Annotated in this window: 13 protein-coding genes; 12 read left to right on the top strand and 1 reads right to left on the bottom strand. The window is 43.6% G+C overall.

The features are described 5' to 3' along the window. Positions 1 to 42: 42 nt before the first annotated feature. Positions 43 to 1626, bottom strand: coding sequence for a helix-turn-helix domain-containing protein (locus MHB64_RS20040; RefSeq protein ID WP_094869276.1), 1584 nt, complete (start codon positions 1624 to 1626; stop codon positions 43 to 45). A 211-nt stretch (positions 1627 to 1837) separates the two neighbouring features. Here MHB64_RS20040 and MHB64_RS20035 point away from each other — a divergent pair, with 211 nt between their 5' ends. The 12 genes from MHB64_RS20035 (at position 1838) to MHB64_RS19980 (ending at position 17010) form a co-directional block, all read left to right on the top strand. Further along, entirely contained in the window at positions 1838 to 2848 is a 1011-nt protein-coding gene (locus MHB64_RS20035; protein WP_341135231.1) for an ABC transporter substrate-binding protein, read from the top strand. Then, entirely contained in the window at positions 2845 to 3888 is a 1044-nt protein-coding gene (locus tag MHB64_RS20030) for an NAD(P)/FAD-dependent oxidoreductase (RefSeq protein ID WP_341135230.1), read from the top strand. Before MHB64_RS20035 ends, MHB64_RS20030 begins: the two co-directional genes overlap by 4 nt. 192 nt (positions 3889 to 4080) lie before the next feature. Continuing rightward, on the top strand, positions 4081 to 5085 hold the full coding sequence (locus tag MHB64_RS20025) for a Gfo/Idh/MocA family protein (protein WP_094869279.1): 1005 nt from the start codon (positions 4081 to 4083) through the stop codon (positions 5083 to 5085). Positions 5086 to 5112: 27 nt separating this feature from the next. Continuing rightward, positions 5113 to 6033, top strand: a complete 921-nt coding sequence (locus MHB64_RS20020; RefSeq protein ID WP_094869280.1) for a helix-turn-helix domain-containing protein — start codon at positions 5113 to 5115, stop codon at positions 6031 to 6033. A 17-nt stretch (positions 6034 to 6050) separates the two neighbouring features. Next, positions 6051 to 7133: a Gfo/Idh/MocA family protein gene (locus MHB64_RS20015; protein ID WP_094869281.1), complete on the top strand. Its 1083-nt coding sequence runs from the start codon at positions 6051 to 6053 to the stop codon at positions 7131 to 7133. A gap of 140 nt (positions 7134 to 7273) precedes the next feature. Further along, positions 7274 to 7978: a response regulator transcription factor gene (locus MHB64_RS20010; RefSeq protein ID WP_094869282.1), complete on the top strand. Its 705-nt coding sequence runs from the start codon at positions 7274 to 7276 to the stop codon at positions 7976 to 7978. 3 nt (positions 7979 to 7981) lie between these two features. Beyond that, the gene (locus MHB64_RS20005; protein ID WP_094878211.1) at positions 7982 to 9364 is read left to right on the top strand and encodes a sensor histidine kinase; all 1383 of its coding nucleotides are present in this window, start codon (positions 7982 to 7984) and stop codon (positions 9362 to 9364) included. A gap of 93 nt (positions 9365 to 9457) precedes the next feature. Next, positions 9458 to 9991: a hypothetical protein gene (locus MHB64_RS20000; protein WP_094869284.1), complete on the top strand. Its 534-nt coding sequence runs from the start codon at positions 9458 to 9460 to the stop codon at positions 9989 to 9991. Positions 9992 to 10119: 128 nt separating this feature from the next. Next, positions 10120 to 11241, top strand: a complete 1122-nt coding sequence (locus MHB64_RS19995; RefSeq protein WP_094869285.1) for an FtsW/RodA/SpoVE family cell cycle protein — start codon at positions 10120 to 10122, stop codon at positions 11239 to 11241. Between the two features lie 30 nt (positions 11242 to 11271). Further along, positions 11272 to 12291 carry an LCP family protein gene (locus MHB64_RS19990; RefSeq protein WP_094869286.1) on the top strand — a complete coding sequence of 340 codons (1020 nt, stop codon included), beginning with the start codon at positions 11272 to 11274 and terminating at the stop codon, positions 12289 to 12291. A gap of 177 nt (positions 12292 to 12468) precedes the next feature. Continuing rightward, positions 12469 to 13644, top strand: a complete 1176-nt coding sequence (locus MHB64_RS19985; protein ID WP_341135229.1) for an MFS transporter — start codon at positions 12469 to 12471, stop codon at positions 13642 to 13644. Positions 13645 to 13968: 324 nt separating this feature from the next. After that, a complete protein-coding gene (locus MHB64_RS19980; RefSeq protein ID WP_179281543.1) occupies positions 13969 to 17010 on the top strand; it encodes an RCC1 domain-containing protein in 3042 nt (1013 codons plus the stop codon). Positions 17011 to 17029: the final 19 nt, after the last annotated feature.

The following is a 17029-nucleotide window of genomic DNA, read 5'->3' as shown; positions in this document are numbered from 1 at the left end:
TTTGATAGAGTAAAGAGAATCTTTAGCCAGATTGCTTTCAAACTAGCGAGCAAGCAGTAGCTTCATCTGCACGTCCATTTGGCTGTACATGGAGATGGGGTCGCTGACAGCGAAATGCTCTGGGTCTATGGAATAAACACGATTATTTTGTACAGCCTTTAACTGCTTCCAGATGAATGTCTTCTCCAGCGTTCTGAATCGAACCGGATCAAGAATGCTCACAAATAATCGGTCGCCTGCGTATAGCGAAAGTTGCTCCTCAGTAATCAGGCGATAAGCCTCACGGTTTAGCATCTCTTGCTCAATAATGGGAGGGGCTGTCATGCCCAGGCCATCATATAAATTATAAGCTCCACGACACCAGAAGTTGCCAAACACATAAATGGAATCGGTGCGTATTTCGATAACAGAAACCGTTTCTTCTTTGGATATGAATCCTCGTAATTCGGTTCTGTGACGCTCAGCTTTCTGTTCATATTGCAAAATTAGCTGCTGCGCGATCCTCTGTTTATTAAAAGCTTCGCCAAGCATTGCCAGTAAAGTCATTGGTTTATGGTCGTTTTGGGAGAAGATCATCGTAGAGGCAACGGATGACAGTTCTTCACATTCCTGTTCGTTTGATACAAGTATATATTCCGGATTTAACTCGGCGATCTCTTCCAGTTGATAAGGAATATTGTTTATACGGTGAATATCCAGACTAAGGTTTCGCAAGTAGGGTCTGTTGGTTAAATTCTTTGCGGCTGCGATGGGCCGGATGCCAAGTGCGAGTAAATGCCCAAGGCAGGTTAGTGCACAAATATGAGCTGGTTTGTTCTCATAGTTGCGGACAAATTGTCCGGGAGTTAGGCCCTCCGTCTGCTTAAAGCGGCGGTTAAAATAAAATTCATCCCGATAGCCAACCTTGACGGAGATCTCTTGCAGGCGCTCGCCTTTTAATAAGAGCTGTTTTGCTGATTCCATCCGCAATGCCGTGATGTACTCCAAAACATGTTTTCCAGTAATTTGCTTAAACCAGTGGGTGAATCTGCGTTTGCTGATTTGGGCTCGCGCAGCAAGCTCCTCTACGGATATCTCCTCGGTAAAGTGCTCTTTGAGCTGTTCAATAATAGCTAGTACAGATTGACGTGTTGTTTCGGAAGCAGGCTGATCTTCCGTGCTCTCTATCATGATTCGCATCAACTTTTGGAATCTCGTGTGATTGTCCATTTGCCGTGCAGCAGACTTATCATTCTGATATTTGCTGATTTCCCTGACGATGCGCAGCGGAACTTTAGTAGAGGAAATACGGCATTCACCGACTTGCAAATAGGTTGCGACGGGTCTGGCTGTGTTGCCTAGGATAGAAAAGTTGAGCAACCAAAACAAGCTGCCCTGACCGTGAAATATGCTCATGTCGATAATCGATCCAGGATTAAATAGCCAGCAGCTTCCGGCCTTTAACGTATACTCTTCATCATTCCACCCTAGCGTGCCCTCACCTTCCTCTGTGACTAACAAGGTATATGAGGTCAACGGTTGCGGGGGGATTCCACTTGATGGGGAAGTAACAACATGTTGTAAATGGTGCAATTCAAAATAAAGGGTATGTACCGGCTTTGTAACCTCTAAACCGTTCCTGTCCAAGTGAAAACCTCCAAGCTTAGTTGAGAATCGTTATCAATTAAAGGAATCATACAGCAAAGCTACATAGATATCAATCGATTCCTTCTAGTTATTAAGCAGCCCAATAGTATAAAATAACGTCCCATCCTATCCTTGTCGGAGTTAAGGGCAAAAACTATACTGGCTATAGTTGATAATGATTATCAATAAAACAGAGAGATGGGCGGAGACAATGATGGTAATTCAAAGCAAGAATATACGGAAAGGTCTAACTGTACTTTGTATCGCAATGGCATTAAGTGCGTGTGGCAGCAACGGCGGAGGCAGCGAAGCAAAATCGACAAATACAAGGGCGGCTGCAACAAACCAAGGAAGCGGACAAGAAAATATATCAGCAACCAAGTTTGTGATGGATGCTTACGATAAACAGGTGGAGATTCCAAGTTCGCCCAAGCGGATTATTTATACAGATAACACAGTCGGGGATATTTTGCTATTTGGCGTTCAACCTATTGGACTGATTCAGGATGGGCTTCAATATGCCGTGTACAGGGATGAAGTGAAAGACGTTGCCGATGTGGGCTGGCCGCCGAGCCCGGAGAAGTTGATTGAGCTGGAGCCTGATCTAATTATTACCTCGATGACGGATGCGCAGCAGCTTGAAGTTATGAGAAAAGTTGCGCCAGTTATTCAGACGAATGAGTGGGATCCAATGCCTGTACGTGTGAAGAGGATTGGCGATTGGCTAGGCTTTGAGAAAGAGGCGGATGAATTTCTAGCGAAGCATGAGGCTGACATTAATGAAATGTGGGATTCTCTGCTGCAGAAGGGCACCATTCAGAGCGGTGAGACGGCTTCTGTCTTTCAATATATGCTAGGTCAAAATAGACTTAGCGTGTATACGACCAGCTATTTGCCAACGTTTGTCTATCATGAGAAAGGATTCAAACCGACAGCAGGTATCCAAGAGCTGATTGATGATCCAGAGAACTACGGATACTCGGACATATCTGCTGAAGTGCTTCCGAATATAGCAGGAGACCGAATCTTTATTGTTTATTTTGACGGTCCTGAGCTTAATGAGGTTAAGCGAATGATCAACGAGCCGATCTGGAGAGATTTGCCGGCCGTAAAAGCGGGGAAAGTTTATTTTGTAAACGGGGGGCTGGGCATTACAACAGATCCGCTCGCGAGAGAAGCGCTAATTAAGCAGCTTCCAGTTATGTTGGGAGAGCAGTCATGAGCCATTCTCTGGAATTATTCGATGTTACGATTATTGGCGGCGGCCCTACGGGATTGTACACGGCCTTTTACAGTGGCATGAGAGAACTGAAAACCAAGCTCATAGAAACTCAGGACGAATTGGGTGGACGCATACTGACCTACCCGGAGAAAATGATTTGGGATGTTGGAGGGATCACCCCTGTCCGCGGGGAAAAGCTGATCGACCAGTTGGTTCAGCAAGCACAAACCTTTGAGCCGATGATTGTGCTCGGCCAGCGTATCCAGCATTGTGAGCGGCAGGAGGATGGGAATTTTCTGCTGACGACAGATGCTGGTGAGCAGCATCTCACTCGGACGGTTATTCTGGCCATCGGTTATGGCGCTCGCAAGCCGGCAAAGCTGGAGATCGAGGGAGCAGATCGTTTCGAAGTGATCAATCTGCATTATACGGTGCAGCAGCTGGACGGCTTTCGCGGCAAGCGGGTATTGATCTCTGGCGGCGGTGATGCCGCGGTGGATTGGGCTGTTGAGCTGGAACCGATTGCGGCCAGCGTGACGATAGTCCATCGACGCGGTGAATTCGGAGGACACGAAAGGACTGTAAGCCAAATGAAACAGTCTTCCGTGACGATCCTTACCCTCTTTACGGTAGAAGCGCTTCATAGCCAGGATGGTACAACTATAGACACTGTCACCGTAGCTCATACTGTTACAGGCGAGCAACAGAAGCTTGAGGTCGATGCGGTGGTCGTCAGTCACGGGATGAGGTGCGATTACGGTTCGATCCGTAATTGGGGGCTTAATATGAATGAATGGAACATGCAGGTAGACGACCAAATGGTTACCAACATTCCGGGTATCTACGCGGCGGGTGATTTCGTTACTTATCCGAGCAAGGTGGAGCTGATTGCGGGTACTTTCACCAGCGGTATTTTAGCGTTAAATAGTGCGAAGAAGTACATGGAACCGGAAGCCCCTTACATGGCCTACGTCTCGTCCCATAACGACCGTTTCAAAGAGAAGAACCGTGCGCTAGGCGTTGTGGAGGAAGAGGAATAAAATAGCTGATGAACTTGCATGCAGACAGGGCTGCCCGAATGGGGTGGTCCTTTTTGCTCATTTATAACTTAATTACTTTTGTGTCGTAATATTATATATTAAATGTCGCATTTCCCTACTAATAAAGGGCTTTGTTATGTGATATTTTATTAGTAGATGTCAGAATAACATATATACAGGAGGCACAAGCAAATGACGATAAAAATTGGTAAGATTAGCTATTGGCATGTACATGCTTGGGACTATACGAAGCAAGCTCAAGAACATGAGGATACTGTATTGGCTGCGGTTTGGGATGAAGATGCAGAGCGTGGGAAAAAAGCTGCCGAAAGCTTAAATGTTCCTTTTTTCGATTCACTGGAGGACCTGCTTGCGCAAGAGGATATAGATGCTGTCATAGTGGATGCGCCTACCAATGTGCATAGAGATGTAATTGTTGCTGCGGCTAAAGCGGGCAAACATATTTTTACGGAAAAAGTAATTGCCCCTACACATAAAGAAGTTGAAGAGATCATAAGCGCAGTGGAAGAGAACGAGGTGAAGCTGACCGTATCCTTGCCACGTCTAAATGATGGATACGCGTTAACGATTCAAGAAGTTCTAAGTCAAGAACTGCTCGGAGAGATCACCTACGTTAGAGTACGCTTATCCCATAATGGGGCTACAGAAAACTGGCTTCCCGATCATTTCTATAGCTTGGAACAATGTGGTGGCGGAGCTTTGATTGATCTGGGCTGTCATCCTATGTATTTGACGAAGCTTTTCTTAGGTCAAGAGGTGACCGGTGTAAGTGCTAATTTTGGTTATGTCACGGGCAAGGAAGTAGAAGATAATGCAGTGGTAACATTATTTACGAATTCAGGAGCAATTGGTGTGGTCGAGGCTGGTTTCGTGAATAGTCATTCGCCGTTTACCATCGAGGTACATGGAACCGAAGGAACTCTTCTTTACGGAACACCAGAGGATAAGCTTCTCCTTAGAAGTAACAAATCCGCTGACAAAGAGGAAGGATGGAAAGAAGTAGCGCTACATGCTAATCGTGAAAGCGCATTCCATCAGTGGGTTAATCATATCCAAAAGGATACTTTCGCCACCGAGAATGTTCAAATTGCTGTGGACCTTACGAGATTAATGGAAGCGGCGAATCGTTCTGCTAAAGAAGCTCGTATGGTTCGGTTAGCAGATCTAGACGCTTAACCGGTCTCCACCTGTCAGGAGGATGTTATATTGAGTAACTTTCCCTATGAGATGATGTTTGAGAAACATGATATGCTCGAGAGATTGGATATTTCAATCCAATGGGGACATTACGAGATTACAGTTCTTAGATTTCATTTGATCTCTTTTCCGCCGGGAAGAGTCATAGATTTCCATAATCATTCTGAGTTCGAGTTTCATTTTATTCCACGAGGAAAGGGAGAAGTTATTCTTGGCGATCTGCAATACCCTTTGTCGGAGGGAATGCTCTATTTAACCGGACCGGGTGTCATGCATCGCCAAGAGGCGGATCCAGAAGAATCCATGGAAGAACTGTGTCTACATGTGGACATCAAAGAGAAGATCAGAGAGGACGTAGATCCTTGGGAGGTTGCGGAGGCTGAGACCTGTGTTCAGAAGCTAAAGCAGTTACCGCTAGTTCCAGCACAAGATTATCACAGCGCTATGAAATGTTTTCTTGAAGCCTATGAAGCTTGTGAAGGTAAATTAACGGGATATTATACTTCCATTAAACATCTCGTAATTAGCATTTTATTAAAGGCAGTAAGAGCGTATGATGCTGGTGGAATTCGAACAGAAGCGCCTGTTAGAGATATGTCAACTTATCGGTACCAATATGCCATTCAATATATGGAAGCTAATTATTCAGGAGCCGTTACTTTGGAGAATGTTGCTGAAAAGCTGAATATTAGTTCAAGGCAGCTGCAGCGAGTGTTTAAACAAGTTAACGCCGAACAATCTTTCAGTAGGGCGCTTGAGGATATCCGGTTGAAAGCGGTCTGCCGTAAGCTTGAAGAAAGCAATTATCCGATCGAACAAATCGCTCAATCCGAAGGATTTACGAATGCAACGTATTTGCATATCGTATTTCGCAAGCGTTTAGGCATGACTCCAGCAACTTATCGAAATACAAAACAAACTAATTAGAAGTGAGGGTGAATGAAATGAGTAAAGTTTTTCGCGTAGGAATTATTGGGTGTGGTGGAATCGCGAACGGGAAGCATCTACCAAGTTTGAGCAGACAAAGTAAGGTTGAGATCGTTGCCTTCTGTGACATTATTAAAGAACGTGCGGAAGAAGCGGCGGAGAAATACGGAAGTTCTGAAGCTGTAGTCTATACAGAATATACTGAATTGTTGAAAGATCATTCTATTGATATTATTCACGTGCTAACGCCGAATGACGCTCATGCAGAGATCTCAATTGCAGCCCTTGAAGCAGGAAAACATGTCATGTGCGAAAAACCAATGGCTAAAACGGCAGCAGATGCCAAACGAATGGTGGAAGCGGCGAAACGTACAGGCAAGAAGTTAACCATTGGATATGACAACCGCTACAGAGAAGACAGCTTATATTTGAAAAAAGCATGTGAGTCCGGGGAGCTTGGTCATATCTATTTTGCAAAAGCACATGCCATCAGACGGAGAGCGGTACCGACATGGGGCGTATTTCTCGATGAAGAGAAGCAAGGTGGAGGGCCACTGATCGATATCGGAACCCATGCGCTGGATCTAACGCTGTGGATGATGGATAACTATAAACCGAAAGTCGTGCTGGGCACCAAATATCATGAACTCTCGCAAAAAGAAGAGGCCGCCAACGCTTGGGGACCTTGGGACCCTAAAAAGTTCACCGTGGAGGACTCAGCGTTTGGGATGGTCGTAATGGAGAATGGCGCCACAATTATGCTGGAAGCGAGCTGGGCACTCAATTCATTGGACGTACATGAAGCGAAGTGCAGCTTAAGCGGAACTGAAGCAGGCGCTGATATGAAGGACGGACTTAGAATTAATGGAGAGAAATTCAGCAAGCTGTACACCAATAAAATTGAGCTTGGGGCAGGCGGCGTTGCTTACTATGAAGGAAAAGCAGAGAGTGCACCTGACATCGAATTAAGAAAGTGGATCGAAGCTATTGAACAGGATAAAGACCCGGTTGTAACACCTGAACAGGCATATGTTGTTTCGCAAATATTAGAAGCGATTTATGAATCTGCACAAACGGGTAAGGCTGTGTATTTGGATTAGATTTTTGACAAGCATAGCGATATAGAGTAATATCCACTTGTGATTTAATTACAGGGATCTGAGACAAGACTCTCTCTTTACCGGGAGAGTTTTTTTGTTTTTTTTGCTTGTTTGAATACTGGTTTATAGGGGTGAAGAGCATGAATACTGTAGAGCGAAATCAAGTTCTTATTGTGGAAGATGACGATAATATTAGACGGTTTATAGCTATAAATTTAACGAATAATGGGTTTATGGTTAGTGAAGCTGCTTGTGGAGAAGAAGCATTGCAGAGCTTTGAGGCGAACCGGTCAGACGTTATTGTTCTGGACATCATGCTGCCGGATTTGAATGGGTTTGAGATTTGCCGGAAGGTAAGAGAGCAGGACCCTGGGGTCATCATCATTTTTTTAACAGCACGAGGACAAGATCTGGATAAAATCAATGGCCTTGAAATGGGTGCCGACGATTACATTGTGAAACCTTTTAATCCATTAGAACTGGTGGCACGGATTAAAGCGATATTGCGCCGTACAGAAACAGCTCTAAAACCGCAAAGAACTATCCTTCAAGCCGGACCGATTCGCCTGGATCTGAACTCGAACAAGATGTTTAAACACGATGACATTATTGAATTAACCCCGAAGGAATTCCAGTTGCTGAAGACCTTTCTAGAGCATCCGGATACAGCACTATCTAGGAATGAATTAATGAACCTGGTCTGGGGTGAGGATTATATTGGCGATCCAAAGACAGTAGATGTTCACGTGCGTAAGCTAAGAGAGAAGATTGAAGAGGACGCCTCTAACCCGCATTGGATTGAGACTGTATGGGGGCTCGGATACCGCTTTAGAAAGGATGGTTGAAGAATGGGTATTCAGAAAAGATTAGTAGGAAGCTATTTTGTAGTGATCTGTCTTACGGTGCTCATTCTTGAGATTATCCTTAATTTATCTGTACGTTATTATTATTTTCATAATATAGAGCAAACCCTGATGAATCAGGCGGAACTGTCGGCTTCTTTTTATCAGCAATATTTTAGCGACGAGGATTTAGAGGCACAATCGGATCGGTTGTTAAAGGGCTTTGCCAGTCATTCCGATGCACAGGTACAGATTATTAATGCTGAAGGTCGGCTTTTGCAGGATTCGAACGGAATCCAAGGCGATTTTGCGATGACAGATAACATGGATGTACAAGCAGCCATAAAAGGGCAGCCTAACAGTTGGAAGGGTGAGGACCCTGTAACCGAGGAAGCTATTTTTACGGTGTCCTATCCTTTACAAGCCAAAGATAACATCATTGGGGAAGTTAGGTTTATTACCTCTTTAACGGAAACGATACATACAGTTAATCAAATTGCGGTTTTGCTGATCGGGGTAGGTATGCTCGTGATTGGTATCGTCACCTTGCTTGGATTATTACTATCTTGGACCATAACCAGATCCATTAAAGATCTGAAACAGGCGGCAGACCAAATGTCCGAAGGAGATTTCAGCATAAGAGTACAAAAGCGCTATCAAGACGAGCTTGGATCCTTGGCGGATACATTAAATATGATGGCCAGTCGAATCTCGAACAGTGAACAGCTTAAGAATGATTTTATCGCATCCGTATCCCATGAACTGCGTACGCCATTGACCTCGATCAAAGGCTGGGTAATCACCTTGAAGGCGGGTGGGGAGAGTAATCAGGCTCTATTTCATGATGGGCTAGATATCATTGAATCTGAGAGTGACAGGTTAACTCATATGGTAGATGAACTGCTCGATTTCTCCAAATTGGATAACGGAAGAATCGCAATTCACCTTACAACTGTGGATCTAACAGGGCTGTTGCAGCATATTGGCAGACAACTCACCCCTAGAGCAACCCGACAAGGCATCTTGCTCGAAGTGAAAATAGAAGAGAATTTGCCTGTCATTCAAGCTGACGAGAATCGTGTGAAGCAAGTCATGATTAATCTCATTGATAATTCGCTCAAATTCACTAGTTCCTCAGGTCGAATTCTTATTACTGCCCATACGGTTTCAGGGAAAGTTGTAATTACAGTTGAGGATACTGGGTCAGGCATCGCAGAAGCGGATTTAGAGAATGTGCGGCGAAAATTCTACAAAGCGGACCAACAGGCGTCAGGCAGCGGTTTGGGTCTGTCTATCTCGGAACAGATCATTACATTGCATCATGGGGAACTACGAATAAGCAGTACTTTAGGCAAGGGGACGATTGTCCAATTTGACTTGCCGATATAAATAGAGCTCAAATTTAACTATTTCATAACCACTTTCATCTCTTTCACAGATAAAATACTATATATGCGGACAAGCGAGGAGTCGATGATCCAAATGCCGAGCAAATTCATAAAAATAGGTGCTATGTTAACAACGTTAATTTTGCTCGGAGGATGCGGAGTGCCGGCAACACCAGGAGAGCTGATTAAGCCTCCATCATCAGAAGCAAGCCTGCAGCGAGACAAAACGAGTCAGGAATTTATCAAATGGCTTCCCGACAAAGCTCAATTGATAACTCCGTTGGAAGGACAAGAGGATCATGCTATCTCCTTTGGGGATATGGATGGAGACGGTATTGACGAAGCTGTAGTTGTATATGAGTACAGCAAAAACAAAGGTTCTTCTATAAAAGCGATGCTGCTTAGGCAGGAAAATGAAGCGTGGCAAAAGATTTCGGAGGTTGAGGGGTTTGGGTATGGCCTGGATTATGCCGGATTCTATGATGTCGATGATGATGGCCATAACGAACTCGCACTGGGCTGGTCATTGGGCGAGGCAGGGAACGGACTGGATATTTACACGCTGAGTGAAGATAAATTAAAGCTGTTATCGAAGAAGGCGTATCAGGACAAATTTGATCTGAGATAATCATTCCACTTTATAATCCGCTGCACTTCAGCTTCATCTTGAAGCAAGATGTATTTGTGCACAGGCGGATTATTTATGATGCTCATTTTACAACAAGAAAAATACAGAAATTAAATAGAGGTTGTTTCATGTTTATCTCCACCAAAATTGCAAAGCTGGACAGATCCGTACTTTTTCTCGTAACAGGCCTAGTTGGTATTGGTACTGTTGCTATTTATGGAGCGACTACGGATACACGGTTAGACGGACTTTACATCAGTTCATTGTATTTATTTGCTTTATTTTGCATACCCATGTTATTCATCGCATTGGTAGATTATAAGATTCTATTAGGCTGGTTAGCGTATCTCTTTTATAGCGTGGGTATTGGTCTACTTGTGCTAGTTAAGCTGGTTGGGGAAAACCTCAATGGTGCCGTGCGTTGGTTAAGTATTGGGAGCTTTCAGCTCCAGCCCTCCGAGCTGGCTAAAATATGTACGGTATTGCTCATTGCTCATCTATTGGGTAAACGAGAAGGACAGCAGCTTCGCTTTTTTCAAGATTTAGTACCGGTTTGTTTCATTTTTTTAATTCCTTTCATTTTGATCATGGATCAACCCGATTTGGGTACAGCGCTCGTTTTTGCTGGCATATTGCTTAGTATGCTTTGGATTGGTAACATCCGTGCTCTATATATGATTTTGATCCTCGGTGTGGTGATTATTTCGATCGGCACGATACTATGGCTCTACTATGCCAATTTCGACTTGTTATCCAAGATTGTCGAGCCCCATCAATTGTCAAGAATTCAGGCTTTTTTAGACCCTCAGAGTGATCCGGATAAATCTTGGCATGTCAAAAACGCAATGATTGCCATTGGCTCCGGTGGATTATCGGGTAGTGAAGGTATTTTTTTGCGAAAAGGATATATTCCTTACGCGTATTCCGATTCGATCTATGTGGTCATCGGTGCAAAATACGGTTTTATAGGTTCATCTGTGCTGCTGATGCTTTATTTATTGCTCGTCTATCGAATGATCTTTATCGCACTAGAAAGCAGGGATCGTGCAGGAGCATATGTTGTCACCGGATTTATCGCCATGATTATCTTTCAAGTTTCTGTTAACCTTGGAATGCATCTTGGATTGCTGCCCCTAACGGGGATATCCTTGCCGTTTATTAGTTATGGAGGTAGCTCGTTACTTACTAATATGATTGCGATTGGCATAGTGCTAAGTGTGAAAGTCCATAAGGATGAAAGCACGGTTTGAAAAAGCTACTGGAACTGAGTGGAGGGAATTATGACTAACAAACGCAAATGGACAACAACTCGTAAAATTCTGACGAGCATTGGACTTGTCTTAGGCGCAACGATTATCGGAATTGGAGTATATGCAGGGTATTTATACAAAAAAACGGATAACGCGATAGAGCGCATGGCTGCTCCAATCAACGTCCAGCCAACCGCTGCCCTAGAGGAAAAAAAGGAGACGGTATCGGTTGAACCTATGATTTTTCTGCTTGCCGGGGTAGATAGTCGGGACGGTGGTGGTGGGGTAATGAATACCGATGTGTTAATGCTTGTCAGCTTCAATCCTGACACGAAGTCGACGAGTTTCTTATCTATACCGAGGGATTTGTTACTAAAACCTAAATCATTGCCCTCTCGAAAAGCTAATTATTATTATGCATACCATTACATAAAAGATAAAACTGAAGCTATCCCTAATACAAAAGAGTTTTTCAGCAATTTACTAGGTCTGCCAATTGATCACATGGTGGTGGTGAATTTTGATGTGCTGAAGGAGACGGTGGATTTGCTTGGCGGGCTAACCATTGATGTCGATATGGATATGAAATATATCGATTCGGCAGATGGAACGAACATCGACTTGAAGAAGGGCTTGCAGAAGCTGGATGGCAAACATGTGCTTGATTTTGTGCGATACCGCAAATCGAATCAAGGAACGGCTGAATCCTCCGATTTTCAGCGCAATGATCGACAGCAGCAAGTAATTAAGCAGATTCTGGATAAGCTAGGGAATTTCCAAGGCGTGTCCCAATGGGGGAATGTATTGGACATCATCGGTGAAAATGTGAAGACAGATATTCCACAAGCAGATCTCCAGCAATGGTTGTTGAACTTCCCTAAACTCAAACCAGATCATATCAATTCCTTACATGTGGAATCTCTTTGGAAGAGTCCATACGTGTATGTGAATAAAGAGGATCTTAAACAAGCACTTACTACTCTGAGTACGGAAGCGGGCGTTAGCTCCGAAAGTTCATTGCACTTGGAGAATATTGGGACGGTAGATTGAAAGGTTATCACTTAAACTGCTCTTAGGAGCAGTTTTTTTGTGTTCTACTAATAATCCCGATAACCAGTAAAGTAATCCGCCATCGGGTAGAGGCCTGACTTCCAGGCATAGTACGATGAACACAGCGATTATGAATCGTATATTGTTTTGGTTTACTTGAGAGGAGAAGGGGATTTCATGAAATACAGACTGAGTATTATGTTTCTTATCGTACTTACAGGGATGATATCGATAGCCGCATTTAATCCGATTATTGGCCCGCTTGCCCGAAATTTGGGACTTAGTGATTTTCAATCAGGATGTTTGGTATCGGTAGCGGGACTTTGCTGGCTGCTCGGAGGATATTTCTGGGAAAAACAAACATTCATGATCCGAAAATGGCTGCTCGCTTCGATTATGTTCGTCTATATGGCAACACTAGTCATTTTTGCATTGCTGGCTGATTATGCAGTACATGCTGAGAGCAAAACCAGCCTATTTTGGAGTTTCTTTATCCTTCGTGCAATCGCCGGCTTTTTCTTTGGAGGTATTCCGGCATTAGCACAGGCTTATGTTATGGGCTGGAGTACAAAAGAGACCCGTACTCAGGGAATGGCATTATTCGGTGCAGCCAATGGACTTGGCTTCGTAGTAGGACCTGCAATGAGCGGAGGAATGGCTTCGCTGGGACTCACCTCGCCAATGTACGCCGCAGCGATATTATTATTCACCTTAGCTATTTTGTTTCTAGTGTTTATTCCTAAAGAAAAGAATATCGAGATTGAACGGCAGGCGATTTCACTTTCACCCAACGACAGACGGATACGCCTCTATTTATGGATTGGACTTTTGCTATCGTTTGCGCTGAATATCGTGCAGGTTACTATCGGATTTTTTGTGCAAGACAGCCTTGGATATAGCACCCAGCAAGCCACTCAGTTAATTGGAACGGGTCTGGCTATCTCTGGAGTAATGGTGGTGCTCTCGCAAATTGTGATCAGCAAATATCTCAAATGGCATCCTAAAAAGGTGCTGCTCGTAGGGCTATTATTTGTGGCTTTGGGTCTGCTAGGTTTGTTATTGTTTATCAGATTTGCTTATGTGGACTTTACATTCTTGGGAATCGGCATCGGCTTTACATTGCTTGGCTACAGTGCCGGTGCTTCAATGGCGGTTCAAGACCATGAGCAAAGAAGCGTTGCTTCCTTTATTGCGGCCCTACAAGGTGGCGGATCATTCATAGGTCCAGTTATAGGCACAGCTTTATACACCGCTAATATGGCACTTCCTTATTCTTTCTGCGTGCTGTTGATTGGCATTGTAGGTATCGCGAATTTGAAAAATAGATCAGCAGATCGTGTGGAGAGTTGTTAAATAGAATGGCTGCTCCTAGAGTAGATTCGAAGCTGTCGAGGGAGACTCGACAGCTTTTTATTATACTACGCAAAATAAATTAGCTAATACAGAAGGCATGGTCTTATTTTCGTTACTCAATAGTTTTACAAAACCTCCTTTTTTTCAATAAGTGTTTTATGGAAATGATAGTATAATATTCCTGAAGGAGAGTGGTGAAGTTTAATACTGCAAGAGGTCCCATGTTCAGAGATTAGGAAGAAACATTGGTTAATTAAGGATGCGAAGGAGTTTAGAGAACATACTATGAATTTATTTAAGAGAGTAGTCCCAAGGAATATAACATTGATAGTTTTAATACTACTGCTAATTACCGGAACGTTTATTACCGCAGTTCCTTCTGCTAAAGCCTTAGAAGTAGGGAATCAGGGAGCTAATACCGGTGTGAAAGTGCAAAAGATTGTTGCCAGCAATCTTCAATCCTATGCTTTAGATATCCAAGGGAATCTGTGGGCTTGGGGTCAATATAATAGCTTTGGGGAGATAGGGAATGCAGCTCCTCAAGAAGTTTCTTTCTTTAAAGATAAGCCGATTAAAGATATTCAAGGTGGTAACCAATTTCTACAGGTACTTCTAAAAGACGGTACGGTATGGGGACGGTTTAACTATTCAAAAGATACTGCATCATTTAGTCAGATTAAGGGGCTTAAGCAGATCGTACAGATCAGCGATGCCAAGGCATATGTCTATGCCACACAGAGTGATGGTACCGTCTGGATGTATGTGCCTTCTGAACCCGGCAAAGCAGCGGTAAAAAGACCTGAGCTTTCAAATGCTGACTTTAAGGCATTCTTTGATACATACGCTATTAAAAACGACGGAACAGTGTGGAGTATCGGCAATAAATCATCGGTTCCTATCCAGGTTGAAGGTCTTTCTGGTATCAAGAAGATTATTGATGGGCAAACGAACCAGCCCAATTATGCCTTGTCAGAGGATGGACAGGTATGGGGTTGGGGTGTCTCAACCATTTATACTTCAAGTTCAAACACAGGTGTAATCAATCTCAAGCTTCTGCAGGGAGAAGAAGGGGCAGTTGAACGGATTGAAGGATTAGAGAGCATTCAGGATATTACTTCTGGAGAGAACTTTTACACCGTTCTGAAAGAGGATAGGACAGTCTGGGCCTGGGGTTTCAACGATCGAAACCAACTGGGAGATGGGACCACCAAGTATTCTGTGGAACCGGTCAAGGTTTCAAATCTGAACAATGCCGTTGGATTGAGCAACGGATGTATGGCGGCTCATTCTTTTGCGCTTCTGGCGGATGGAAGTGCAGTAACTTGGGGAGATAACTCCAAGCAGCAGTCTGGTACCGGGTCAGATCAAAAGACTATTGCTACTCCGGAAAAAGTTGCCTTTTCCGCGTTAACAGTGGACGCAGAGAAGCAGTTCACATTTACTTATGATGGTGTTAAGGGAAACGAGCTAGGGCAAGCTGCCAGCAATGGTAAGGGCCTGGTTATTATTCCTAAGTTGACGGGATTCCTTGTATCAAAAGATTGGGGTGCAACCTGGAGTACAAAGCCTTTACCGATCAATTCAAGCAAAATAAGTATCACTTATCAACATGATCGCTTCTTTTTAAGTGATCAGAATTTAAGCTTACCTCATCTGTATTATTCTCTGGATGGAGAAAAGTGGATCGAAACAGCAGTTGAACTACAGTCATCGGTATTGAAAGCTTACACGATCACTTGGCAGAATAATCAATTCATTCTGTTGTCTTATCCGGATCAAACCATGAAGACGGAAGTTTACACTTCCACGGACGGAAGCATGTGGAACTTGCAAGGCACGGTTGGTGAACGTCTCGATCAGATTTACTGGAATGGTAAACGTTATATGATGACTTACGGGGGATATGCGTACTATGGCTCCGCTAGTACTCGTAATCAATTCCTTTATATCCTGAGCGATAAACGAAATGTTGAGCTGATTGTGTATACATCTGATAATTTAAGCCAGTGGACTCAACAGTCTGGTAAAGTAAATAACAATCTGAAATATAAAGCAACAATAAATGGAAAACCGATTCGTAATTATTGGTTGACTTTTGATGAGCTTCAGTCAGATGGCACGCTAGTATTTTATGATACCGAAGGCAATAACCTCAGTACTAAGGATGGAATTAATTTCAAGCTTGTCAGAACTTCAGAGATGTTCTCCGGTCTGTACAGCCGCAGCAAAATATTCTGGAATGGCAAGCAATACCTAATCTACGCTACTCGATTTCGCGAAGAGGGTATAGTATTTGTATCTACCGATAAAGTGAAATGGCAGCAGCAGAAAATTCCTAATATGCCTTTGGGGATGATGGTGACCTATACCGGGAAAGGTTTTGTTGGTTATTCAGGTACCCGTCTGGCCGTATCCAAAGACGGTTTAAAGTGGGATTTGAAGCAGAGTGCGAAGCCTGATGCTTCCTACAGTCAAGTTGTAAAAGGAAATGGAACATATGTCGCCGTTGGCTCACTTTATACGTATGCAGTTCCAACTGTTGCAACGAGTAAGGACGGAAAGAATTGGCAGCAGATGCTGCTGGGTAACAGGGAGGATACTACAGTAAACGGTCTGACCTCCGTGGCTTGGAATGGTAACGTTTTTGTAGCGGTAGGATTGCAATATGCCTGGACATCCAAAGATGGTATTGCTTGGAACAGAAACAATAAGCCTCTGGATGCCGAAATGAAACACGTGATTTGGACTGGCAAACAGTATGTAGCTATCGGGCATGCTAAAGGCAATGATAAGAAGTCGATGATTTACTCTTCAGAGAACGGAACAACCTGGAAAAAAATCTACAACTGGTCTGGTAAGCTGACGGACATTGCTACTCATAACGGAACCACTGTTGTAGTCGGAACTAATGGCAGTAAAGCCATCGTTTTACAGAGTACTAATTTAACCAAATGGAATCTGCAGACCTTTACGCTGGGGAATGATCTCCCTAATTGGAAGCAACAGCAGAACGACTATGAAGAAGCTTACACTTTCTTGAATGTACAATGGGCGAAGGATAAATTCATCATTGTATCGGATCATATTTATAGCTCAGCTAATGGTCTGCAATGGACATCAGTAAAGGGACAATATGATCAATATATAGAAACCCATGCCGCCAGCAGTAACGCTAGTAGATTGGTTTGGACCGGAAAAGATTACCGTTTCATAAGCAGCAACAGAATCGGAGTCTCGAAGGATTTAAAGAGTTGGAACTTTTATGAGCATAATGAATTCTATAATTTTAATGAAATGCTTTGGACAGGCACTGACATGTTGGTGACTGGAGCTGATGGATTGCTAGTGCATTTGCGCGAAAACTAATAGATTACGTAACAGGCGA

This window comes from Paenibacillus sp. FSL K6-2859 (genome assembly GCF_038008265.1).
GTDB lineage: Bacteria > Bacillota > Bacilli > Paenibacillales > Paenibacillaceae > Paenibacillus_AQ > Paenibacillus_AQ nitricinens.
This window is presented reverse-complemented; position numbering and strand designations above follow the sequence as displayed.

Excerpts from the sequence above, each read along its gene's own strand:
- MHB64_RS20035 (WP_341135231.1), top strand. The coding sequence starts at position 1,838 with ATGATGGTAATTCAAAGCAAGAATATACGGAAAGGTCTAACTGTACTT.
- MHB64_RS20030 (WP_341135230.1), top strand. The coding sequence starts at position 2,845 with ATGAGCCATTCTCTGGAATTATTCGATGTTACGATTATTGGCGGCGGC.
- MHB64_RS20025 (WP_094869279.1), top strand. The coding sequence starts at position 4,081 with ATGACGATAAAAATTGGTAAGATTAGCTATTGGCATGTACATGCTTGG.
- MHB64_RS20015 (WP_094869281.1), top strand. The coding sequence starts at position 6,051 with ATGAGTAAAGTTTTTCGCGTAGGAATTATTGGGTGTGGTGGAATCGCG.
- MHB64_RS20010 (WP_094869282.1), top strand. The coding sequence starts at position 7,274 with ATGAATACTGTAGAGCGAAATCAAGTTCTTATTGTGGAAGATGACGAT.
- MHB64_RS20005 (WP_094878211.1), top strand. The coding sequence starts at position 7,982 with ATGGGTATTCAGAAAAGATTAGTAGGAAGCTATTTTGTAGTGATCTGT.
- MHB64_RS20000 (WP_094869284.1), top strand. The coding sequence starts at position 9,458 with ATGCCGAGCAAATTCATAAAAATAGGTGCTATGTTAACAACGTTAATT.
- MHB64_RS19995 (WP_094869285.1), top strand. The coding sequence starts at position 10,120 with ATGTTTATCTCCACCAAAATTGCAAAGCTGGACAGATCCGTACTTTTT.
- MHB64_RS19990 (WP_094869286.1), top strand. The coding sequence starts at position 11,272 with ATGACTAACAAACGCAAATGGACAACAACTCGTAAAATTCTGACGAGC.
- MHB64_RS19985 (WP_341135229.1), top strand. The coding sequence starts at position 12,469 with ATGAAATACAGACTGAGTATTATGTTTCTTATCGTACTTACAGGGATG.